Source organism: Zestomonas insulae (genome assembly GCF_016901015.1).
In the GTDB taxonomy this organism is placed as follows: domain Bacteria; phylum Pseudomonadota; class Gammaproteobacteria; order Pseudomonadales; family Pseudomonadaceae; genus Aquipseudomonas; species Aquipseudomonas insulae.
In genome coordinates, this window is the sequence record NZ_JAFEUP010000001.1 from 825,445 (window position 1) to 846,646 (window position 21,202).

At 66.6% G+C, this 21,202-nt stretch carries 19 protein-coding genes; 7 read left to right on the forward strand and 12 right to left on the reverse strand.

What is annotated here, in order from left to right:
• Window positions 1-156: 156 nt before the first annotated feature.
• The 4 genes from JQX08_RS04005 (at window position 157) to JQX08_RS04020 (ending at window position 5,191) form a co-directional block, all read left to right on the forward strand.
• The gene (locus JQX08_RS04005) at window positions 157-2,751 is read left to right on the forward strand and encodes a glycosyltransferase (protein WP_204914887.1); all 2,595 of its coding nucleotides are present in this window, start codon (window positions 157-159) and stop codon (window positions 2,749-2,751) included.
• A gap of 97 nt (window positions 2,752-2,848) precedes the next feature.
• The gene (gene dapE / locus JQX08_RS04010; RefSeq protein ID WP_204914889.1) at window positions 2,849-3,988 is read left to right on the forward strand and encodes a succinyl-diaminopimelate desuccinylase; all 1,140 of its coding nucleotides are present in this window, start codon (window positions 2,849-2,851) and stop codon (window positions 3,986-3,988) included.
• A complete protein-coding gene (locus JQX08_RS04015; RefSeq protein ID WP_204914891.1) occupies window positions 3,988-4,791 on the forward strand; it encodes a putative RNA methyltransferase in 804 nt (267 codons plus the stop codon). The genes dapE and JQX08_RS04015 overlap by 1 nt, the downstream gene beginning before the upstream one ends.
• A 16-nt stretch (window positions 4,792-4,807) precedes the next feature.
• Complete coding sequence (locus tag JQX08_RS04020) at window positions 4,808-5,191, forward strand: hypothetical protein (protein ID WP_204914893.1); 384 nt, start codon at window positions 4,808-4,810, stop codon at window positions 5,189-5,191.
• A gap of 62 nt (window positions 5,192-5,253) precedes the next feature.
• Here JQX08_RS04020 and JQX08_RS04025 read toward each other — a convergent pair whose 3' ends face one another.
• From JQX08_RS04025 to JQX08_RS04050, 6 genes are all read right to left on the reverse strand, one after another.
• The gene (locus JQX08_RS04025) at window positions 5,254-5,463 is read right to left on the reverse strand and encodes a cold shock domain-containing protein (RefSeq protein ID WP_204914895.1); all 210 of its coding nucleotides are present in this window, start codon (window positions 5,461-5,463) and stop codon (window positions 5,254-5,256) included.
• A gap of 211 nt (window positions 5,464-5,674) precedes the next feature.
• Window positions 5,675-6,655: a DUF4340 domain-containing protein gene (locus tag JQX08_RS04030; protein WP_204914897.1), complete on the reverse strand. Its 981-nt coding sequence runs from the start codon at window positions 6,653-6,655 to the stop codon at window positions 5,675-5,677.
• Between the two features lie 10 nt (window positions 6,656-6,665).
• On the reverse strand, window positions 6,666-8,504 hold the full coding sequence (locus JQX08_RS04035; RefSeq protein WP_204914899.1) for a GldG family protein: 1,839 nt from the start codon (window positions 8,502-8,504) through the stop codon (window positions 6,666-6,668).
• 10 nt (window positions 8,505-8,514) lie between these two features.
• On the reverse strand, window positions 8,515-9,246 hold the full coding sequence (locus JQX08_RS04040) for an ABC transporter permease subunit (protein ID WP_204914900.1): 732 nt from the start codon (window positions 9,244-9,246) through the stop codon (window positions 8,515-8,517).
• Window positions 9,243-10,166 carry an ABC transporter ATP-binding protein gene (locus tag JQX08_RS04045; protein WP_204914902.1) on the reverse strand — a complete coding sequence of 308 codons (924 nt, stop codon included), beginning with the start codon at window positions 10,164-10,166 and terminating at the stop codon, window positions 9,243-9,245. Before JQX08_RS04045 ends, JQX08_RS04040 begins: the two co-directional genes overlap by 4 nt.
• A 235-nt stretch (window positions 10,167-10,401) precedes the next feature.
• Window positions 10,402-10,857 carry a YMGG-like glycine zipper-containing protein gene (locus JQX08_RS04050; protein WP_204914904.1) on the reverse strand — a complete coding sequence of 152 codons (456 nt, stop codon included), beginning with the start codon at window positions 10,855-10,857 and terminating at the stop codon, window positions 10,402-10,404.
• A gap of 162 nt (window positions 10,858-11,019) precedes the next feature.
• Between JQX08_RS04050 and plsB the strand changes: the two genes are divergently transcribed.
• The 3 genes from plsB (at window position 11,020) to JQX08_RS04065 (ending at window position 15,213) form a co-directional block, all read left to right on the forward strand.
• Window positions 11,020-13,503, forward strand: coding sequence for a glycerol-3-phosphate 1-O-acyltransferase PlsB (plsB, locus tag JQX08_RS04055; protein ID WP_204914906.1), 2,484 nt, complete (start codon window positions 11,020-11,022; stop codon window positions 13,501-13,503).
• Between the two features lie 161 nt (window positions 13,504-13,664).
• Window positions 13,665-14,342 (forward strand): DUF4197 domain-containing protein, encoded by a 678-nt coding sequence (locus tag JQX08_RS04060; protein ID WP_204914908.1) that lies wholly within the window; start codon window positions 13,665-13,667, stop codon window positions 14,340-14,342.
• 7 nt (window positions 14,343-14,349) lie between these two features.
• Window positions 14,350-15,213: a LysR family transcriptional regulator gene (locus JQX08_RS04065; RefSeq protein WP_204914910.1), complete on the forward strand. Its 864-nt coding sequence runs from the start codon at window positions 14,350-14,352 to the stop codon at window positions 15,211-15,213.
• Window positions 15,214-15,238: 25 nt separating this feature from the next.
• Here JQX08_RS04065 and JQX08_RS04070 read toward each other — a convergent pair whose 3' ends face one another.
• From JQX08_RS04070 to JQX08_RS04095, 6 genes are all read right to left on the reverse strand, one after another.
• Window positions 15,239-16,324 (reverse strand): HPP family protein, encoded by a 1,086-nt coding sequence (locus JQX08_RS04070; RefSeq protein WP_346727573.1) that lies wholly within the window; start codon window positions 16,322-16,324, stop codon window positions 15,239-15,241.
• Between the two features lie 279 nt (window positions 16,325-16,603).
• Window positions 16,604-17,386, reverse strand: coding sequence for an MBL fold metallo-hydrolase (locus JQX08_RS04075; RefSeq protein ID WP_346727574.1), 783 nt, complete (start codon window positions 17,384-17,386; stop codon window positions 16,604-16,606).
• A gap of 18 nt (window positions 17,387-17,404) precedes the next feature.
• Window positions 17,405-18,469: an extracellular solute-binding protein gene (locus tag JQX08_RS04080; RefSeq protein WP_204914914.1), complete on the reverse strand. Its 1,065-nt coding sequence runs from the start codon at window positions 18,467-18,469 to the stop codon at window positions 17,405-17,407.
• 215 nt (window positions 18,470-18,684) lie between these two features.
• Window positions 18,685-19,338, reverse strand: coding sequence for a 7-cyano-7-deazaguanine/7-aminomethyl-7-deazaguanine transporter (locus tag JQX08_RS04085; protein WP_204914916.1), 654 nt, complete (start codon window positions 19,336-19,338; stop codon window positions 18,685-18,687).
• 177 nt (window positions 19,339-19,515) lie between these two features.
• Window positions 19,516-19,986, reverse strand: coding sequence for an RNA methyltransferase (locus JQX08_RS04090; RefSeq protein ID WP_204914918.1), 471 nt, complete (start codon window positions 19,984-19,986; stop codon window positions 19,516-19,518).
• A gap of 58 nt (window positions 19,987-20,044) precedes the next feature.
• A complete protein-coding gene (locus tag JQX08_RS04095; protein ID WP_204914920.1) occupies window positions 20,045-21,199 on the reverse strand; it encodes an aromatic ring-hydroxylating oxygenase subunit alpha in 1,155 nt (384 codons plus the stop codon).
• Window positions 21,200-21,202: the final 3 nt, after the last annotated feature.

A 21,202-nucleotide genomic window follows, 5' to 3' on the forward strand; every position in this document is an offset into this window, starting at 1 on the left:
CGGTGGGTGGCGAACTTCTCCACGCCGGTATGGACAAAGTCTGGAGGCCTCAGGGCCAATCTGTACAGCCATCGGGGGCCGGAGTAGCATGCGCGCCGATCGGCCCTGCGGCTGGCACCTCCGTCCCCGTTCCACGCATCGGAACCTGATACCCCTATGTCATCGCGTAAATTCGGACTCAATCTCGTGGTCTTCGTGGCAATTGCCGCGTTGTTCACCGGTTTCTGGGCCCTCATCAACCGCCCGGTCACCGCCCCCGACTGGCCGGAGCAGATTTCCGGCTTCTCCTTCTCGCCGTTCCAGCTCGATCAGAACCCGCAGAAGAACACCTACCCCAACGATGACCAAATCCGTTCCGACCTGGAGCTGGTCAGCAAGCAGACCGACAACATCCGCACCTACTCGGTGGAAAACAGCCTGGCCGACATTCCGCGCCTGGCTGAGGAGTTCGGTATCCGCGTGACGCTGGGCATCTGGATCAGCCCGGACGAGGAGCGCAACGAGCGCGAGATCGCCAAGGCCATCGAACTGGCCAACAGCTCGCGCAGCGTGGTGCGGGTGACCGTGGGTAACGAGGCGCTGTTCCGCCGCGAAGTGACCACCAAGAAGCTCATCGAATACCTCGACCGGGTGCGCGCCGCGGTCAAGGTGCCGGTGACCACCTCCGAGCAGTGGCACATCTGGCAGGAACACCCGGAACTGGCCGAGCACGTCGACCTGGTTGCCGCCCACGTGCTGCCGTACTGGGAATTCATCCCGATGGAGGACTCCACGCAGTTCGTCCTCGATCGCGCGCGCGACCTGCGCAAGCTGTTCCCGAAAAAGCCGCTGCTGCTCTCCGAAGTGGGCTGGCCGAGCAACGGCCGCATGCGCGGCGGCGCCGACGCGTCGCAGGCCGATCAGGCCATCTACCTGCGCACCCTGCTGCATGAGCTGAACGCCAAGGGCTACAACTATTTCGTCATCGAAGCCTTCGACCAGCCGTGGAAGGCCTCCGAAGAAGGTTCGGTGGGCGCCTACTGGGGCGTGTACAACGCCGCACGGCAGACCAAGTTCAACTTCGACGGCCCGGTGGTGGCGATCCCGCAGTGGCGCGTACTGGCGGTACTGTCGGTGGTCCTCGCCCTGCTCGCCCTGACCCTGCTGATGATCGACGGCAGCTCGCTGCGCCAGCGCGGCCGTACCTTCCTGACCTTCGTCGCGTTCCTCGGCGGCTCGGTGCTGGTGTGGATCGCCTACGACTACAGCCAGCAGTACAGCACCTGGTTCAGCCTGATGGTCGGCGGCCTGCTCGGCGTCGGCGCGATCGGCGTATTCATCGTACTGCTCACCGAGGCCCACGAACTGGCCGAGACCGTGTGGGTGCGCAAGCGCCGCCGGCCGTTCCTGCCGGTGCTGGCCGACAGCGCCTACCGGCCCAAGGTCTCGGTGCACGTACCCTGCTACAACGAGCCGCCGGAGATGGTCAAACAAACCCTCGACGCCCTGGCCAACCTCGATTACCCGGACTTCGAAGTCCTGATCATCGACAACAACACCAAGGACCCGGCGGTCTGGGAACCGGTGCGCGACTACTGCGAGCAGCTCGGCCCGCGCTTCAAGTTCTTCCACGTCGCGCCGCTGGCCGGCTTCAAAGGCGGCGCGCTGAACTACATCCTGCCGCACACCGCGCCGGACGTCGAAGTGATCGCGGTGATCGACTCGGACTACTGCGTCGATCGTAACTGGCTGAAGTACATGGTGCCGCACTTCGCCGATCCGAAGATCGCCGTGGTGCAATCGCCGCAGGACTACCGCGACGGTGAGGAGAACTCCTTCAAGAAGCTCTGCTACGCGGAGTACAAGGGCTTCTTCCACATCGGCATGGTGACCCGCAACGACCGCAACGCGATCATCCAGCACGGCACCATGACCATGATCCGCCGCACCGTGATGGACGAACTGCAGTGGGCCGACTGGACCATCTGCGAGGATGCCGAGCTCGGCCTGCGCGTGTTCGAGAAGGGCTACGCCGCCGCCTACGCCCACGACAGCTTCGGCCGCGGGCTGATGCCGGACACCTTCATCGACTACAAGAAGCAGCGCTTCCGCTGGGCCTATGGCGCTATCCAGATCATGAAGGGGCACGCCCGCGAGCTGTTCGGCAAAGCCTCGGAATTGAAGACCGGCCAGCGCTACCACTTCATCGCCGGCTGGCTACCGTGGATCGCCGACGGCCTGAACATCTTCTTCACCATCGGTGCGCTGCTCTGGTCGGCGGCGATGATCATCGTGCCGCAGCGGGTCGACCCGCCGCTGCTGATCTTCGCCATCCCGCCGCTGGCGCTGTTCTTCTTCAAGTTCGGCAAGATCATGTTCCTCTACCAGAAGGCCGTGGGCGTCGACCTGAAGCGCTCGTTCCAGGCTGCGGTGGCCGGACTGGCGCTGTCGCACACCATCGCCAAGGCGGTGCTGTACGGCACCTTCACCAAGACCATTCCGTTCTTCCGTACGCCAAAGATGGCCAGCAACCACGGCTTCCTGGTGGCGCTGGCGGAGGCCCGCGAAGAGGTGTTCATCATGCTCCTGCTGTGGGGCGCGGCACTGGGCATCGCCCTCGTGCAGGGCTTCCCCAGCAACGACGTGAAGTTCTGGGTGGCCATGCTGCTGGTGCAGTCGCTGCCGTACCTGGCGGCGCTGATCATGGCGCTGCTGTCGTCGATGCCGAAACCGCTGGAGGCGCCCGCCAACAGCGAGGTCCCGGCGACCTGACAGCGCGTCACGCGCACCCAAACGGCGGCCTAATGGCCGCCGTTTTGCTTTAAGATGGCGGCCTTTTCCCGTCGTCGACTGTTGTTCTGGAGCCGCAATGACCGCCCTCTCCCCTACCCTCGAGCTCGCCTGCGACCTGATTCGCCGCCCATCGGTCACCCCGCTGGACGAAGGTTGCCAGGAGCTGATGATGCGCCGCCTGGCGGCCCTCGGCTTTCAGGTCGAAGCCATGCGCATCGAGGAGGTGGACAATTTCTGGGCGGTGCGCGGTGGCGAAGGCCCGGTGCTGTGCTTCGCCGGGCATACCGACGTGGTGCCGACCGGCCCAAGCGCGGCCTGGCAGCATCAGCCGTTCGAGGCGCTGATCGACGCCGACGGCATGCTCTGCGGCCGTGGTGCCGCGGACATGAAGGGCAGCCTGGCGGCGATGATCATCGCCGTCGAGCGCTTCGTCGCCGCGCACCCCGACCACAAAGGGCGCATCGCCTTTCTGATCACCAGCGACGAGGAAGGCCCGGCCCAGCACGGCACCAAGGCGGTGGTCGAGCGCCTGCGCGCGCGCGGCGAGCGCCTCGACTGGTGCATCGTCGGCGAACCGTCGAGCACCAGCCTGGTCGGCGACATCGTCAAGAACGGTCGGCGGGGTTCGCTGGGCTGCACCCTGACCGTGCGCGGCAAGCAGGGCCACGTGGCCTACCCGCACCTGGCGCGCAACCCGATCCACCTGGCTGCGCCGGCGCTGGCCGAGCTGGCCGCCGAGCACTGGGACGACGGCAACGCGTTCTTCCCGCCGACCAGCTTCCAGGTCTCCAACCTCAACGCCGGCACCGGCGCGACCAACGTCATCCCCGGCGACCTGGTCGCGGTGTTCAACTTCCGCTTCTCCACCGAATCGACGGTCGAGGGCCTGCAGCAGCGCGTCGCAGCGATCCTCGACAAACACGGTCTGGACTACCAGCTGAACTGGGCGCTTTCCGGCCTGCCGTTCCTCACCGAACCGGGCGAGCTGCTCGACGCAGTGGCCGCCAGCATCCGCACGGTGACCGGCCGCGAGACCACCCCGTCGACCTCCGGCGGCACCTCGGACGGCCGTTTCATCGCCACCCTGGGCACCCAGGTGGTCGAACTCGGCCCGGTCAACGCGACCATCCACCAGGTCGACGAGCGCGTGCTGGCCAGCGATCTGGACCTGCTGACCGACATCTACCAGCACACCCTGCAGCGGCTGCTCGCCTGATGCTTACCTGCCCGCTGTGCCGCGAGCCGCTGAGCCTGATCGACAACGGCGCGGCGTGCCCGGCCAACCATCGCTTCGATCGGGCGCGCCAGGGCTACTTCAACCTGCTGCCGGTACAGCACAAGAAGAGCCGCGACCCCGGCGACAACCAGGCAATGGTCGAGGCGCGTCGGCGTTTCCTCGATGGCGGCCACTACGCACCGATCGCCCAGCGCCTCGCCGCGCTGGCCGCCGAACGTGCGCCGCAGACCTGGCTGGATATCGGCTGCGGCGAAGGCTATTACACCGCGCAGCTCGCCGAGGCGCTGCCGCAGGCCGCCGGCTATGCTCTGGACATCTCCCGGGAAGCGGTCAAGCGTGCCTGCAAGCGCGCGCCACAACTGACCTGGATGGTCGCCAGCATGGCCCGCGTGCCGCTGGCCGACGCCAGCTGTCAGCTGCTGGCCAGCGTGTTCAGCCCGCTGGACTGGGGCGAGGCGCTGCGCCTGCTGGCCCCGGGCGGCGGCTTGCTGCGCGTCGGCCCGACCCGCACGCACCTGATCGAACTGCGCGAGCGGCTCTACGACGAAGTGCGCGACTACGACGACGAGAAACACCTGAGCAACCTGCCTGCCGGCGTGCAGCTGGCGCACAGCGAAACGCTCAGCTTCACCCTCAACCTGAGCGAGCCGCAGGCCCGCGCCGACCTGCTGGCGATGACCCCGCACGGCTGGCGCGCCAGCGCCGAGCGCCGCGCCGCGGTGATCGATCAGCCATTAGAGGTCACCGTGGCGGTACGCTACGATTGGCTGCAACTCACCTGAATCCTGGAACCCCGCCATGCGCCAACCGGACATCGAGATCTACCTCAAGGACGCCGACCACGACGCCGTGATCCGCTGGCTCAGCCAGACCCTCGGCCCGGCGACCGAATGGCGCAAGAAAGGCCAGACCTACAAGTGCGAGATTGACAGCGCGGCGGGCCTGATCCCGCTGACCTGGCTGCCGAAAGCGGTGGGCAGCTGGCACAGCCTGTACCTGGACAGCCCGAGCACGCCGTGGGCCGACGACCTGGCTTGCGCACGAGCGGCCTTCACCGCACTGGGCGTGGAAGTACGCTGCGCACCGGGTGGCTGGCTGGAAGAGGAAGGTGAGGAAGACGCCGACCGCTGGATTCGTATCAGCGCCGACGGCGAGGAAGAGATCACCTGGCGCACCGGCTGAAAATTGCCGCGCCCCAAAACAAAAGGCCCGTCAGTGACGGGCCTTTTGCATTTTCCGGGCGATCAGGCCCGGGAGACGTCTTCCGCCTGAGGGCCTTTCTGGCCATCAATCACGGAAAACTCGACGCGCTCGCCTTCGTTCAGACTGCGGTGACCTTCACCACGGATGGCCCGATAGTGTACGAACACATCGGCGCCGCTCTCGCGCTGAATGAAGCCATAGCCCTTGGCGTCATTGAACCATTTGACGGTTCCAATCTCACGATCAGCCATTACAACTCTCTCCAACTCGCATTTTATTATTGCCTCTGACGAGGTATCGCCTGGCCTGTGGCGACGCGCCTCGATCACAGCAAGGCTGAAATCGCATAACGTCCCAAAGAACCACCGCCATCGGAGTATAAAGCAAGCAGGAAAGCTGCAAAGGACTTTTTCAGAATTGGCTGTAATGCCCGCCGTACGGGCATTACAGCGGTTCGACCGGCTATTTTCCGAGCAGTTTTTTCGCTGCCTGAGTCAGCGCATCGGCCTGCTGCGTCTCGATGCGGTAGGCCCAGTCGGGCTTGCCCGGCAACACCTCGGCGCTCAGTCCGTCACGCTGCGGCAGAGTCAGCCAGACTTGCTCGCCCTGCCCGTACAGCGCGCCCTTGGCCTGCCCACCGGCAAAGGTGCGCAGCTCGAAGCTGAGCAGCGGTGCTTCGCCGAAGCGGATTTGCGCCAGCGGCGCGGCGTCGGCGAAGTCGAGACGCCCGAACAGATTGGCCATGCCGTTGGCCGCCGCCTCGAACTGCACCTTGGTGTCGGCCGGCAGCTGCTTGACGCGGAAGTTCGGCTCCTCGGCCTTGTCGCGGTACACCGTCAGCGTCTGGCCGTTGGCGTAGCGCAGCTCGATCTGCTGGATGCTGGCGAAATCGATCGCCGCGACGCGCCGGTCGAGCCATTGCAGCTCCTCCAGCGGCAGGCTGATCGGCTTGTCGATCAGCCACACCTGATTGTCGCCCAGCAGCCGCACCAGCTGACCGCCGCCCTGCTGCGCCGGCTTGCCGACCAGCAGCGCCAGCGCCGGGTTGTCCGGCAGCGCCAGGCTGATCCGCGTAGCGCGCTGCTCGCCCTGCTCCGCCAGACCGAGCTGCGCATGCAGCTGCGGGTTGCTGGTCTTGGCCTCGACTTGGCGCGCCTCGACCAGCGCACGCAGCAGCGCGCCGACCGCACTCGGCGCGGCCGGATAGCCGGCCTTGGCCGGCACTACCCAGTTCGCCCCTTGGCGCTCCAGCTTGACCGCCGGCTGCGTCGGACTGTCGACCTCGATCGCGCTGACCTCGGCGACCCGCCCTTGCAGGCTCGGCAGCAGCGGCGCCCGTGCGCTGGCCGCTGGCGGTGCCTCGGGCGTGCGCTGCAGCCAGAAGTAGCCTGCCGCGAGCAGCGCCGCGATCAGCGCCAGCACGACTAAAGATTTGCGTCCCATACGCGCCTCCTCAGGACTGCCGACGCCGGCGCCAGAGCACCAGCGCCAGCGCGCCGAGGGTCAGCAGCACCGGCACCAGCACGATGTTGGCCATCTTCAGGGTGCGACCCAGCGCCTCGATATTGGCGTTGAGCTGGTAGCGCACCTCGCGCAGTTCCTTGCGCAGAGTGAGCTTCTGCTGGATGAACTGCTGCACCGCGGCCTGTTGCTCCGGAGTCAGTTCCTGCACCTTGCTCGGGTCCTGCTTCTGCTGCAGTTCGGCGAGCTTCTGCTCGGTCTGGCTGAGCTGGGTCTGCAGGGTTTCTTCCTTCTCGCGGAACTGCACTTCGGCGTCGCGCTGCAGCGCCTCGACCACGGTGAACGGGCGGCTGAAGCGGCCACGCGAACGCACGCTGATCAGCGCATCGGAGCCGGCCAGGTTGTCTAGCGCGTTGATCGCGAAACTGCCGTTGTCGGCCCACGGCTGCGGTACGCGCTGGCCGAACATTTCCTGCACCTGCACCCACATACGGTCGGTGAGCATGTCGGTGTCGGCGACGGCGATCACGTTGATGTTGGCCGCCTCCTTGAGGCCGTCCTTGTGGCCCTCGATGCCCTCGGGGAAGGCGCTCTGTGCCGGCCCGCTGATGCGTGCGGCAATGGCATAGCGCTCGCCGGTCGGCTGCAGCTCGCGAATCAGCGGCTCGGGGTTTTGCAGCATGGCGAAGCGCTGCGCATCGAACGGCATGGCGTACTGCGAGCTCTGGATCAGCGGGGTGAAGCTGGTCTTCGCGCCCTCCACCGATTCGAGAATGCCGGCGGTGGCCACGGTGATGCTCTCCAGACCGGCAGTGCTGACGTCATCCTGGTTGATGGCGTTCTTCGGCAGGCTCAGCCAGGCCGGATGGCGCACCGAGCGCTGGCCCTGGCCCATGCTCACCGCCATCGCGTAGGAACCGTCGCCGAGCACCTTGTCCGGCACCAGGCGCAGGCCCCAGGCCTTGAACAGCGGCTCGAGGTTCGACGACTTGTCGGCGCCGCCCATGTCGCCCGGCACCGGCGTGCTGTGGTCGGCCTCGCTGAGCGGGTCGACGAACACCAGCAGCTTGCCGCCGCGCAGGACAAACTGGTCGATGGCGTACAGGGTCTGCTGCGGCAGGTCCTTGGGGTGCACCAGCAGCAGCACGGAAACCGCGTCGGGAATCTTGTCGAGCTTGGGCTGCAGGCTCTCCACCTTGAACTGCTGACGCACGTCTTCCATCAGCATCCACGGCGAAGTCGGCTGGCGCGCGGCCATGTCAAAGCCACCGTTGATCTGCAGGCTGGACAGCAGGCCGACCACCGGCAGTTCCGGCTTGGCCAGGCTCTGCACCAGGCGGCTGACGTCGTACTCGAGGAACTCCTCGTGATCGAGCGGGAAGAACGGGATCACCTGGGTCTGGTCGACGCCGTTGGTGCCGGCCAGGCCGAAGTACACCTGGTCGCCGCTCTGGTTCAGCGGCACCGCCTGCAGGCCGAAGCCGGCGGCGCGGTCCTCGTCCTCGGAGAACGGTTCCGGGTCGACGATGTGCAGCTTGATCTTGCCGTCCGCCTCGCGCTCGTAGGCCTTGAGCAGCTCCTCGACGCGCCGCGCGTAGTTGCGCAGCTGGACGATGTCCTTGGTGGCCTTGTTCGAGTAGAAGAAGTACAGGTTGATCGGCTCGTCGATGCTGCCAAGGATCTTCTTGGTGCCGTCGGAGATGGTGTAGAGCTTCTGTTCGGTCAGGTCCAGGCGCGCATCGGTGAGCGCCAGGCTGGAGAACATGTTGAACGCGAGAAACGCCAGGGCGATGAGCAGCAGCCCGGCGCTGGAATACATCAACTTCTTCATGCGGGCATCCTCAGTCGGCTTTCTTCAGGTCGACCACCACGGCGGTGGCAGCCAGCCAGGCGGCGATCAGGCTGACGAAATACAGCAGGTCGCGCAGGTCGATCACGCCCTTGCTGATCGCGTCGAAACGGGTCAGGAAGGACAGCGACGACACCGCGTCGATCAACCACTGCGGGGCCCAATCCAGGCTGTCGAGGACCATCGGGAAGCCGCTGACGATGAACAGGAAGCACATGCTCACGGCGAGGATGAAGGCGATCACCTGGTTCTTCGCCAGCGCCGACATGCACGAGCCGATCGCCAGGTAGGAGCCGGCTAGCAGCCAGCTGCCGAAGTAGCCGGTGAAGATCGCGCCGTTGTCCGGCTCGCCCAGGTAGTTGACGGTGATCACCATAGGGAAGGTCAGCAGCAGGGCAATACCGGCGAACACCCAGGCGGCGAGGAACTTGCCCAGCACCGCTTCGGCGCGGGTGATCGGCAGGGTCATCAGCAGCTCGATGGAGCCGGACTTGCGCTCCTCGGCCCACAGGCGCATCGCCACGGCCGGCACCAGGAACAGGTACAGCCAGGGGTGGAAGTTGAAGAACGGCGCCAGATCGGCCTGGTTACTCTCGTAGAAACCACCGAGATAGAAGGTGAACACCCCGGACAGCACCAGGAAGATGAGGATGAACACATAGGCCAACGGGGTGGCGAAGTAGCTCGCCAGCTCGCGCTTGAAGACTACCGGCAACTGCTTCATACCACCTCTCCCCGGGTCAAACTGCGGAACACCTCATCGAGGCGGCCGCGCTCCACATTGACTTCCTTCACCGACCAGCCGCGCTGGGCGAGCAGCGCATTGACCTGCGGGAAGATCACCTGGCCCGGCTGCGCCAGCACGGTCAGGCTGTGTTCCAGCTCGTTGACCTCGACCCCGCTGACGCCCGGCAGAGCAGCCAGCGCCGCCTGATCCAGCGCTTCGGCGCCGACCAGGGTGACCGCCTGGTGATAGCGCGAGCGGCTTTCCAGCTCGAACGGCGTGCCGTCGGCGAGCAGGCGGCCCTGGGCGATCACCACCGCGCGGCTGCACACCGCGCTGACTTCCTCGAGGATGTGGGTGGAGATGATCACGATCTTGTCCTTCGACAGGCTCTGGATCAGGCCGCGCACCTGGTGCTTCTGGTTCGGGTCGAGGCCGTCGGTGGGCTCGTCGAGAATCAGCACCTTGGGATCGTGGAGGATCGCCTGGGCCAGGCCGACGCGGCGCTTGAAGCCCTTGGACAGGGTTTCGATGGATTGGCCGAGCACGTTGTCGAGCTCGACCTGGGCCACCGCGTGCTCGACCCGCTGGCGCTTGGCGGCGCCGCGGAAGCCGCGCACTTCGGCGATGAATTCGAGGAACCCGCGCACGGTCATGTCGCCGTAGCACGGCGCGCCTTCCGGCAGGTAGCCGATCTGCCGCTGGGCCTTGAGCGTCTGGGTCTGGATATCGAAACCGAGCACGCTCGCGGTGCCGGAAGTCGGCGCGAGGAACCCGGTGAGCATCTTCATGGTGGTGGATTTACCGGCGCCGTTCGGGCCCAGGAATCCCAACACCTCCCCCTCTTGAACGCGGAAGGACAGGTTGTCCACCGCGGTGTGCTGAGCGAATCGCTTCGTTAGATTTTTTATTTCGATCATGGTCTCTCACCATCACGATGAAGACCCACCCCGCCACCCGCACGCACAGCAAGATGGGTCGCTGAAAAGCCGGCGGGACTATAAGGAGTCCCTTGGCGGCTAAGCAAGACAGCCAAAGTTTCGGAAAGTTGCAAAACAGGCGGGATTTTCTTGCGCGCCAGGCGGCTGATCGGGCCGGCAAAGGACGTCGCGCGAGGTGCCGGGGCGCACCTCGCGCCAGACGGTGGCCCGACTCTCAGGGCGAAATCTGGTAGCCGCGGCCCTGCAGGCAGCTGCTGTAGGCGGTGCTGCTCGCCGAGCTCTGCGCCTCGGCGTCGCTGCGCCGGTCCTGGCGGCGTTCCTGACGCTGGCGCATGCCGCCAACCACCGCACCGGCCGCGGCGGCCTCCCCGGCACGGTTCTGCCGGTACTCGCGCTTCACGTCGTCGTCGACGTTGTCGTAGCGATTGCTGCGCACCGCGCCGACCGTGGCGCCGGCCGCCGCGCCTGCCGCGGCGCCGCGCGCCCGCCCGCCGACATGCGGGTCGCTGGTGCCGGCGCTGCTCGCCGCGTTGCTGGCCACGCCCTGGCAGTAGTCCATGTCCTGCTGGACCTGTTGGCTGCTCTGGCCGTTGAGCGGCACCACCGTTTGTGCGAGCAACGCGCTACTCGGCAGCAGGGCCAGCAGACAGACTGCGGAAAGCCGTTTCATGACGCACCTCCACACGTAGGACCGTGGCGACAAGAATAGACCCGCCCCGGGCCGCTCAATCCGCCGCCCGACCACCTGCCGGACTTTTGCCGCAGGGGCCTGAATCCGGCACACTAGCGACCCCGAGCGCACGCTCGTTCCACATAGCACCGCAGACCCCGTATGACCCGCTCCCCACTGCACCGCCTCGCCTTCGGCGCCTTGCGCCGCCTGCTGTATCTCTGGGTCCGTTCCGAGACCATCAATCAATCGGCGTTCAGCCTGCGCCTCGACCGCAGCAAGCCGGTGTTCTACGTGATGCAGCAGCCGTCCGTCAGCGACCTCGCGGTGGTCGACCATGAGTGCACCAAGGCCGGCCTGCCGCGTCCGGTGCTACCGGTCGCGGTGGGCGACCAGCAGGAGCCGGCCGGGTTCTTCTACCTGACGCCAGAACCGGGCTGGCTGGGCGGTCAGGACAAGCGCGGCGCCTCGCCGACCCTGGTTCGTCTGGTCAACGCGCTCGGCCAGCACGCCGTGGACGACGCGCAGATCATTCCGGTCAGCGTGTTCTGGGGCCTCTCGCCGGATCGCGAGACCAGCCCGTGGAAGCTGCTGTTCGCCGACAGCTGGGCGGTCACCGGGCGTCTGCGCAAGCTGATCAACATCCTCATCCTCGGCCGCAAGACCCGCGTGCAGTTCTCCGCGCCGATCCACCTGCGCGAGCTGGTCGCCCAGGACAAGGGCCACGAGCGCACGCTGCGCATGGTCCACCGCATCCTCCGCGTGCACTTCCGCAACCAGAAGACCGCGGTGATCGGCCCCGACCTGTCGCACCGCCGCAACCTGGTCAAAGGCCTGGTGCATGCGCCGCTGGTGCGTCAGGCGATCGCCGAAGAGGCCGAGCGCGAGAAGGTCACCCTGGCCAAGGCCGAAGCCACCGCGCTGCGCTACGGCAACGAGATCGCCTCGGACTACGTGTACACCGCGGTGCGCTTCCTCGAGGTGGTGTTGTCGTGGTTCTGGAACAAGATCTACGACGGCATCCGCGTCAACCGCATCGACAGCGTGCAGCAGATCGCCCAGGGCCACGAGGTGATCTACGTGCCCTGCCACCGCAGCCACATCGACTACCTGCTGCTCTCCTACCTGCTGTTCCGCAACGGCCTGACCCCGCCGCACATCGCCGCCGGGATCAACCTCAACATGCCGGTGATCGGCAGCCTGCTGCGCCGCGGCGGCGCCTTCTTCATGCGCCGCACGTTCAAGGGCAACCCGCTGTACACCGCGGTGTTCAACGAATACCTGCACACCCTGTTCAGCAAAGGCTTCCCGGTCGAGTACTTCGTCGAGGGCGGCCGCTCGCGTACCGGGCGCATGCTGCAGCCGAAGACCGGCATGCTGGCCATCACCCTGCGCAGCTTCCTGCGCTCCAACCGCCTGCCGATCGTTTTCGTGCCGGTGTACATCGGCTACGAGCGCGTGCTGGAAGGCCGCACCTACCTCGGCGAGCTGCGCGGTGCGACCAAGAAGAAGGAATCGATCTTCGACCTGTTCAAGGTGGTCGGCGCGCTCAAGCAGCGCTTCGGCCAGGTCTGGGTCAACTTCGGCGAGCCGATCAAGCTCGCCGAGTTCCTTGACCACGAGCAGCCCGGCTGGCGCGACGAGGAGCTCGGCCCGCAATTCCGCCCGGCCTGGCTCAACGACACCACCAACCGCCTGGCTGAGCGCGTCGCTCAGCACCTCAACGAGGCGGCGGCGATCAACCCGGTCAACCTGGTGGCGCTGGCGCTGCTCTCCACCCCCAAGCTGGCGCTCGACGAGAGCGCCCTGGTGCGCGTGCTCGACCTCTACCTGACCCTGCTGCGCCAGGTGCCCTACTCGCCCTGCACCACCCTGCCGGACGGCGACGGCCGCGCGCTGCTGGAGTTCGTCAAGGGCATGCAGCTGGTCGCCGAGCAGAAGGATGCCCTCGGCAAGATCTGCTATCTGGACGAGCAGAACGCCATCCTGATGACCTACTACCGCAACAACGTGCTGCACATCTTCGCCCTGCCGGCGCTGCTCGCCAGCTTCTTCCAGAGCAGCGCGCGGATCGGCCGCGAACAGATCCTGCGCTTCGTGCGCGCGCTGTACCCCTACCTGCAGTCCGAACTGTTCATCCGCTGGTCGCTGGACGAGCTGGACGCGGTGGTCGATCAGTGGCTCGCCGCGCTGGTCGAGCAGGGCCTGCTGAAGATCGAGGCCGACGTCTACGTGCGCCCGGCGCCGAGCTCGCGGCAGTTCGTCCTGCTGACCCTGCTGTCGCGGGCGATCACCCCGACCCTGCAGCGCTTCTACATGGCCACCGCGCTGCTGCTCAACGCCGGCCAGAGCGCGCTGTCGGCCGAGGAGCTGGAAGACCTGTCGGTGGTCATGGCCCAGCGCCTGTCGATCCTGCATGGCCTCAACGCCCCGGAGTTCTTCGACAAGACGCTGTTCCGCCACTTCATCCAGACCCTGCTCGACGAAGGCGTGCTGCGCCGCGACGAGGCCGGCAAGCTCAGCCACCACCCGCAGCTCGCCGAAGTGGTCGAAGGCGTGGCCAAGCGCGTGCTGCCGGCGGAAATTCGCCTGTCGATCCGTCAGGTCGCGCTGGAACGTGCCGAGGACGAGCCGGCGGCGGTGTAGCTGCCAGCCGGGTGAGTCATTGGATTCCCGCCTTCGCGGGAATGACGGGGTGAAATGCGGCGGTGTTTCAGCCGTCGCCCCCGCGCAGGCGGGGACCCAATAGACCCAGCACCCGGCACGCCTGCTAAGCTCGGCCGCATCGCTCATCCAAGGAAGCCACCATGTCCCGACTGCTCGTGCTCTGCTCCGCCCTCGCCCTGTCCGCCAACGCCCTGGCCCTGTCGCTCAGCGACCTCAGCCAGAGCGACGCCAGCGGCGGCCTCAAGGATGCGCTGACCCAGGGCGCCAAGGTCGCCGTGCAGCAGCTCGGCAAGCCGGGTGGCTTCAACGACAACCCGGACGTGCGCATCGAGCTGCCGGGCAACCTCGGCAAGGCCGCCAAGACCATGAAGCTGATGGGCATGGGCGCGCAGGTCGAGCAGCTGGAAAGCAGCATGAACAAGGCCGCCGAGGCCGCGGTACCGCAGGCCCAGGCGCTGCTGGTCGACGCGGTGAAGAAGATGACCGTGCAGGACGCCAAGGGCATCCTCAGCGGCCCGGACGACGCCGCCACCCAGTACCTGAACAAGACTAGCCGCGAGCAGATTCGCGCCAAGTTCCTGCCGATCGTCAAGCAGGCCACCGATCAGGTTGGCCTGGCCAAGCAGTACAACGCCTTCGCCGGCCAGGCCGCCGCCTACGGCGTGGGCAACGCCAAGTCGGCGAGCATCGAGAACTACGTGACCGAAGAGGCGCTCGACGGCCTGTTCAAGATGATCGCCGTGCAGGAAGCCGGCATCCGCGAGAACCCGGCCGGCGCCGCGACCAGCCTGGCGAAGAAGGTGTTCGGCGCACTCTGAGCCGGCCATGGACCTCGACCTCGCGCGCACCTTCCTGGAGATCGCCCGCTGCGGCAGCTTCATCGCCGCCGCCGAGCGCCTGCACGTCACCCAGACGGCGATCACCGCGCGGGTGCAGAACCTCGAAGGCCAGCTCGGCTGCAAGCTGTTCGTGCGCAACCGCGCCGGCGCGCGGCTGACCGCCGACGGCGAAGCCTTCGTGGTCTATGCCAACCAGCTGGTGCAGACCTGGGAGGCGGCGCAGCGCGACCTGCCGCTGCTCGAGGGCTACCGCAACGTGCTGCACGTCGGTGGCGAGGTCAGTCTGTGCAACCCGCTGATGCTCAGCTGGGTGCGGCGCCTGCGCGAGGGCATCCCCAGCCACGCGATCCGCGCCGAAGTCGGCGATGCGCAGCGCCTGCTGCGCCAGGTCGAACTCGGCGTGCTGGACGCCGCGCTGGTCTACCAGCCGGCCTACTGGCCGGGCATGCAGGTCGAGGAGCTACTCGAGGAGAAGCTCATCCAGATCCGCGCGCCGGGCCTCGCCGAGCCCTATGTCTACATCGACTGGGGCGACGGCTTCCGCCGCCAGCACGACGCCGCGCTTCCGGACAAGGCCAAGGCCGCGCTGAGTTTCAACCTGGGCCCACTGGCCCTGCAGTACATCCTCGAACACGGCGGCACCGGCTACTTCCGCAGCCGCGTGGTGCAGAGCTACCTCGACAGCGGCGTGCTCGAGCGCGTCGACAAGGCCCCCGAGTTCAGCTACCCGACCTACCTGGTGTACTCCCGCGAACGCGACTCGGAAGTGCTGCAGCAGGCCTTCGTCCTGCTCCGCGAAGTGGTGCGCGCCGACAGCGACTGGTCGCAGCGCTGGGACCCGGCGATCTAGGCACGCGCCGCGCTGCGCCTGCAGCTCAGCCCAGGTGCACGATAAGGTCGCGGTGCAGCGCGGCGATCAGGTCGGTCTGCGTGATGATGCCGACCAGCTCGCCGGCCTCTAGCACCGGCAGGCAGTGCAGGCCCTGCTCGGACAGCAGCGGAATCAGCTCGACCACATGCGCGTTGCTGTCCACGCAGGTCACCGGATGGCTCATCACCTTGCTCAGCGGCACGTCACGGCGCAGGCCGAAGCGCGCCAGGAAGTCCGAGCGCGGCGCGCGGCGCGAATGCCCGAGCAAGTCGATCAGACTGACAACGCCAACCAGCCGACGTGTCTCGTCGAGCACCGGCAGCGCCTTCAGGTGGTGGTATTCGAGCAGACGCAGGGCCTGCTCGAGGGTGGTGTCGGGCGTCGCACACTGCACGTCGCGCGACATGATCTGCCCGGCACGGATATCGCCCATGCTGCGCCGTAGCGCGTGCTTCTCGGTGGCGCGGATGATCTGCTCGAGGTCCTCGCGGGTCACGTCGACAAACTCGCCGAGGTCCTCCAGCGCGTGGTCGAGGTCGGCCGCGGTGAAGCCGACCCGCTGCTGCGGCGCGACATCCTGGGTGTGGTGCAGCTCCGCCGCTGGCTGCGCGTGCGCCTTGGGGTAACGTACGCGGGTCAGGTTGTTGTACAGCAGCGCGCAGCCCAGCAGGACCAGCGCATTAAGCAGCACCGGCGTCAGCACGCCTACGCCGAGGCCGGCGACATCCGGCCCGCCGGTCACCACACAGAACGCCACCGCGCCACCCGGCGGATGCAGGCAGCGCAGCGGGCACATCAGCGCCAAGGCCAGGCCGACCGCCACGCTGGCGCTGAGCAACGACGCCCCGCCGACCTGCAGCACCGCCAGCGCGACGATTGTCGCCACCAGATAGCTGCCGACAATCGACCAGGGCTGCGCCAGCGCACCGGACGACACGGCAAACAGCAGCACCGCCGAGGCCGCCAAGGGGCCGACCAGATGGCTGGCGACGCCAGCGCCGAACAGCCAATGGCAGGCCCAGGTGCTCAGCAGCACGCCCACGGCGGCGCCAAGTCCTGCGCGCAACCATTCGCGCGGGCGGGTGTTCATGGAATGCGGGAGGAAACTGTGCAACCAGTTGGCTAGCGGAGAACTGAACGGGGTCATGGCTCGGGGCAGTAGGCAATGAAGGACAGCGGGTTGGCCCGGCGCAACCTGGGGACGGTCAATGGTGGAGTCGCAACATGCTCCGCGTCCGGGACCGGCATTGTGCCGGCCGATTTTCAAGGCAACAAACTAATAATAATGCACTGTCAGTTCATTATTTTTGATCCAAAGCCCGTCCACCGGCAGCTCCCGGCAACCGGCTGAGGTGTTGAGCTATACCACTCAACCGGCGGACTGCAGCTCCGCGCGCCAGCGGGCCAAATAGTGGTCGGCAATCTCGCGCAGGCGCTGGCGGCCGAAGCTCGGTTCGTGACCGCCATGCACCGTGGTCAGCGGCAGCTCGCGCAGGCGCTCCAGCGTACGCACATAGTCCGGCAGATCGGCGCCGGGGATGTGGTCGAGGAGGATGTCGTCGTACACCGCATCGCCGGAGAACAGCGTGCCGCTGCGCCGCTCCAGCAGGCCGATGCTGCCCGGCGAATGGCCGGGAAGGTGCAGCACCTCGAAGACCCGGTCGCCGAGGTCGATAACCGCGCCTTCTTCCAGCAGGCCGGTCGGACTGGCCGGCTGCAGGCGCCAGGCGGCGGGATCGAAGCCGGCGTGCGGCACGGCATCGATCATCAGCCGCGGCGCGTCTAGGTCGTCGCAGTACGCCGCCAACCAGTGCTCGCTGCTGAGCACCAAACCCACCTCTTGGTCCGGCTGCCGGAAGCTGGCGGCCTCCGCCGGGTGACACAGGCAGCAGTCGAACTCGTGCGCGCCGCCCATGTGATCGAGATGGCTGTGGGTGACCACGGTCAGCAGCGGCTTGCCGAACAGATCGCGCGCCGCCTCGCGCAGGCTGGCGATGCCCATGCCGGTATCGATTAGCAGGTCGCGCTCACGGCCCTGCACGTGCCAGATGTTGCAGCGCAGCAGCGGGTGCACGTGCGGCTCCCACAGCAGGGTGACGCCATCGGCCAAGGTCTTGCGCTCGAACCAGCGCTCGGCAATTTTCAGGCTCACCCTACCCTCCTCAGCCGGTCAGTGGGTACGGAAGTTCGCCCACAGGCGGGTCCGCTCGCGCAGCAGCTTCGGCGCGATCAATTCCTCGCCGAACAGCTTGGCGCGCATCTGCGCCGACGGGTAAATGTTCGGGTCCGCGCTGATCGCCTTGTCGACCATCGGCGTGGCCGCCTGGTTGGCGTTGGCGAAGAAGGTCGTGTTGGTCAGCTCGGCCACCGACGCCGGGCGCAGCATGAACTCGATGAAGGCTTTGGCCGCCTCCGGGTGCGGCGCATCGACCGGCACGGCCAGGGTATCGACCCACATCAGCGTGCCTTCGCGGGGGATGCGGTAGATGATCTCGAACGGCTTCTTGGCATCCGCCGCCTGCGCCTGGGCCATGCTGGCGTCGCCACTGTAGGTCAGCGCCAGGCACAGGTTGCCGTTGGCCAGATCGCTGGTCTGGGTGCCGAAGCCGATGTAGCGCAAGTTCGGCTTGAGCTGGGCGAGCAGCTCGCCCGCCGCCTTCAGGTCGGCCGGCTCCTTGCTGTACGGCGGCTTGCCCAGGTAGTGCAAGGCGATGCTCAGCACTTCCTGCGGCGCATCCACCACGGAGATGCCGCAGTCCTTCAGTTTGCTGGCGTACTCGGGCTTGAACAGCAGGTCGAGGCTGTCCAGCGGCGCATCGGGAATGCGCTGCAGCACTGCCTCGCGGTTCAGCGCCAGGCCGGTGGTACCCCAGGTGTACGGCACTGCATAGCGGTTGCCAGGATCGGCGCCCTGCATGGCCGTCAGCACCTGCGGGTCGAGGTTGGCGAAGCCCTTGAGCTGCTGCGGGTCAATCGGCTGCAGCGCCTTGGCCGGGATGAAGCGACCGACCATCGCGATGCCGGGGAAGATCACGTCGTAGCCACTACGCCCGGTGAGCACCTTGCTTTCCAGCAGGTCGATGCTGTCGAACACGTCGTAGTGGACCTGGATGCCGGTCTCGGCCTGGAAATCCTTCAGCGCCTGCTTGCCGACGTATTCATTCCAGCCATAGATGTTCAGCACTTTCTCTTCGGCGTGCAGTGGCAGCGCCAGGCACAGCAGTAACGGCAGCATGGGCTTCACGAGCGATCCTCCCGGTTGCGGATGGCTCGATCATGCGGGGATTCCCCGGTGGCAAATATGCCAAAGCCGCCACCCTAACATCGCAGTTCGTCGATGTTTTCCTACCCTCGCACCGAATCGGAGCAACACATGCCGTGGCGCACGCTTTCCGCGCGGGCAACAAAAAGGGCCGCCTCTCGGCAGCCCTTGCGATGACGCCGGCGCGATCAGGCGGTGGCTACGCGCTGGCCGCCGAGGGCGCGCAGCAGTGCATTGAGCAGCATGCCGTAGAGCGGCACGAACAGCACCAGGCTGATGGTCAGTTTGACGCCGTAGTCGACCGTGGCGATTTCCACCCAGTGCTCGGCCATGAACGGGTTGGTGCTGTGCCAGAACGCCACCGAGAAGAACACGAAGGTGTCCAGCAGGTTGCCGAAGATGGTCGACACGGTAGGCGCGATCCACCACTGCGGCAGCTTGCGCAGGCGGTCGAAGACCTGGATGTCGAGGATCTGGCCGAACACGTAGGCGGCGAAGCTGGCCACCGAGATGCGCAGGACGAATTCGTTGAACTGGCCGAGCGCCGTCAGGCCGCCGAAGGCGCCGTCCTGGAACAGTACCGAGACCACGTAGGAGGCGATCAGCGCCGGGATCATCACGCGGCCGATCACCTGGCGCGCAGGGCCCTTGCCGAGCAGGCGCACGGTCAGGTCGGTGGCGAGGAAGATGAACGGGAAACTGAACGCGCCCCAGGTGGTATGCCAGCCGAACAGGGTGATCGGCAGCTGCACCAGGTAGTTGCTGGCGATGATGATGAGGATGTGGAAGGCGATCAGGATCGCCAGCGCCAGACGTTGGCGTGGCTGGGAGAGTAGCGGCATGGTCCATACCTTTTTGGTGGATGGGGTTAGGGAACCCATTGCCGTCGGAGTTAACGGCGGCGCGCATTCTAACCGCTAATGCGGCGGTCGAGTAGCGCGATCTGCCTCACGAGTCAGTTTTGTGCAAAAAAAGACCAATCCAGCCCACTCGCCGCTCCCGGCGCAGGGCATGGCTGGCTAGAACTGCGGCCCCGAGCGGGTGTTGTTGCCCTTGGCCAGGCGGTCGTAGAGCACCACGTTGACCGTCGCGGCGAGGTTCATGCAGCCGTTGGTGGGGATGTAGATGACCTCATCGCCGCACCACTCGAGGATTTCCTTGCTCAGCGAGCCGTCTTCCGAGCCGAAGATGTACAGCGCGCGGTCCGGATGGGTGTAGTCCGGCAGCGCGCGGGCGCCTTCGACCAGTTCCACGGCGACCGGCGTGCAGCCGAGCGGCAGGATCTTGCGCAGGTCGTCGATGTTGATCAGCGGAATGTCCTGGTGGACCTTCTTGGTGTCGGTGACGAAGTCCTTGGCGCGGTCGTAGCGGGTGCCGGTGTAGAACACCGAGCTGACCCCGTAGCAGCCGGCGGCGCGCATGATCGAGCCGACGTTGGTCGGCGACTTGGGATTGCACAGGCCGATGCAGCTGTAGCGCTTGTTACTCATGAACGGCGGGCTCGCGAAAAAGCGCGAGTATACGCGGCCGGCCGCCGCGCCGCCGGACTCAGGGCAACGTGATCACCTGGCGGTCGTCCAGCGCCACGTCGAGGTTGTCGTGGAACCACTTCAGCGCCGGCTCGAAGCGCCCGTGCCAGAGGCGGTCGCTGGCGCCGGCCTGGATGCCGTTCTGGACCCGCTTGGCCATCTCGAAGTCCTCCTCCAGCGCCGCGTAGAGAATCGTGTTGTTCTTCTCGAAGTAGCGCCGCGCCTTGTCGCTGGCCGGCTCCTCGCTGAGCAGGGTGTGGCCGAGCACGCGGGTGGCCAGCGGGCCGTCGGGGAACACGCTGGAGAAGTCGATGTGGTCGGGCTCGACCAGCACCAGTGTGTTGGGCCACAGGAAGTACACCAGGTTGCCATGGCGGCGCAGGTCCCAGTCGCGTTCCGGCTGGTCGAGGATCTCCTTGAGGTTGCGCTTCACGTAGTAGTTGCGGATATGCCGACCGAAGCGCTCGAACAGCCCGAGGTTGGGCCAGAACATCGCGTCGATGGTGGCCTGATGGGCCTTCTGCACGTGGTAGTTCTCGAGGAAGGTGTCGATGGTCAGCTTCCAGTTCACCGGCCGGCGGATGTCCTGCGGGTCGAAGATCACGTGGTCGTCGATAGCGAAGCTCTCGAAGTCGGCGACGATCTGCGGGCCGAAGAACGCATCCATGTCCAGCGCTGGGCCCGGCGACAGGCGCGCCCACACCGCGCCGAAGCGCTCGGCGACTGGCACCTCGGTGAGGTTCAGGCAGGCCCGGTCGATGCCCTCGAAGCCGTAGCCGTGCGGAATGCCGCGCAGCTGGCCGTCGGGGTTGTAGGCCCAGGCGTGATAGGGGCAGACGAACACCCGGTTCTTGCCGCTGGCGTCGCCGACCAGCTGAGTGCCGCGGTGCTTGCAGACATTCAAAAAACCGCGCAGGCAGCCCTGCTCGTCGCGGGTCAGGAGCAGCGGCGCGAGCAGGTCGCGGGTCAGGAAATGCCCGGCGGCGATCTCGCTGGAACGCGCCACCAGCACCGGCTCGCGCCGCAGGATTTCGTCACGCTCGCGGCGGTAGCGGGTCTCGTCCAGATAGGCGCTGACCGGCAGCGCCGACGGCGCCGGCGCGCAATCGCTCTGGCCCTTCTCGACCAGGGCCAGGGTGCGTTTGAGCAGTTCGACCTGGGTGGCGTGCTGCATGGG

Bases quoted from the DNA above. Each gene is read 5' to 3' on its own strand.
- JQX08_RS04015 (WP_204914891.1), top strand. From the start codon at position 3,988: ATGCTTACCTGCCCGCTGTGCCGCGAGCCGCTGAGCCTGATCGACAAC.
- JQX08_RS04005 (WP_204914887.1), top strand. From the start codon at position 157: ATGTCATCGCGTAAATTCGGACTCAATCTCGTGGTCTTCGTGGCAATT.
- JQX08_RS04060 (WP_204914908.1), top strand. From the start codon at position 13,665: ATGTCCCGACTGCTCGTGCTCTGCTCCGCCCTCGCCCTGTCCGCCAAC.
- JQX08_RS04090 (WP_204914918.1), bottom strand. From the start codon at position 19,986: ATGAGTAACAAGCGCTACAGCTGCATCGGCCTGTGCAATCCCAAGTCG.
- JQX08_RS04065 (WP_204914910.1), top strand. From the start codon at position 14,350: ATGGACCTCGACCTCGCGCGCACCTTCCTGGAGATCGCCCGCTGCGGC.
- JQX08_RS04040 (WP_204914900.1), bottom strand. From the start codon at position 9,246: ATGAAGCAGTTGCCGGTAGTCTTCAAGCGCGAGCTGGCGAGCTACTTC.
- JQX08_RS04050 (WP_204914904.1), bottom strand. From the start codon at position 10,857: ATGAAACGGCTTTCCGCAGTCTGTCTGCTGGCCCTGCTGCCGAGTAGC.
- plsB (WP_204914906.1), top strand. From the start codon at position 11,020: ATGACCCGCTCCCCACTGCACCGCCTCGCCTTCGGCGCCTTGCGCCGC.
- JQX08_RS04035 (WP_204914899.1), bottom strand. From the start codon at position 8,504: ATGAAGAAGTTGATGTATTCCAGCGCCGGGCTGCTGCTCATCGCCCTG.
- JQX08_RS04020 (WP_204914893.1), top strand. From the start codon at position 4,808: ATGCGCCAACCGGACATCGAGATCTACCTCAAGGACGCCGACCACGAC.
- JQX08_RS04045 (WP_204914902.1), bottom strand. From the start codon at position 10,166: ATGATCGAAATAAAAAATCTAACGAAGCGATTCGCTCAGCACACCGCG.
- JQX08_RS04095 (WP_204914920.1), bottom strand. From the start codon at position 21,199: ATGCAGCACGCCACCCAGGTCGAACTGCTCAAACGCACCCTGGCCCTG.
- JQX08_RS04030 (WP_204914897.1), bottom strand. From the start codon at position 6,655: ATGGGACGCAAATCTTTAGTCGTGCTGGCGCTGATCGCGGCGCTGCTC.
- JQX08_RS04070 (WP_346727573.1), bottom strand. From the start codon at position 16,324: ATGAACACCCGCCCGCGCGAATGGTTGCGCGCAGGACTTGGCGCCGCC.
- JQX08_RS04085 (WP_204914916.1), bottom strand. From the start codon at position 19,338: ATGCCGCTACTCTCCCAGCCACGCCAACGTCTGGCGCTGGCGATCCTG.
- JQX08_RS04025 (WP_204914895.1), bottom strand. From the start codon at position 5,463: ATGGCTGATCGTGAGATTGGAACCGTCAAATGGTTCAATGACGCCAAG.
- JQX08_RS04080 (WP_204914914.1), bottom strand. From the start codon at position 18,469: ATGCTGCCGTTACTGCTGTGCCTGGCGCTGCCACTGCACGCCGAAGAG.
- dapE (WP_204914889.1), top strand. From the start codon at position 2,849: ATGACCGCCCTCTCCCCTACCCTCGAGCTCGCCTGCGACCTGATTCGC.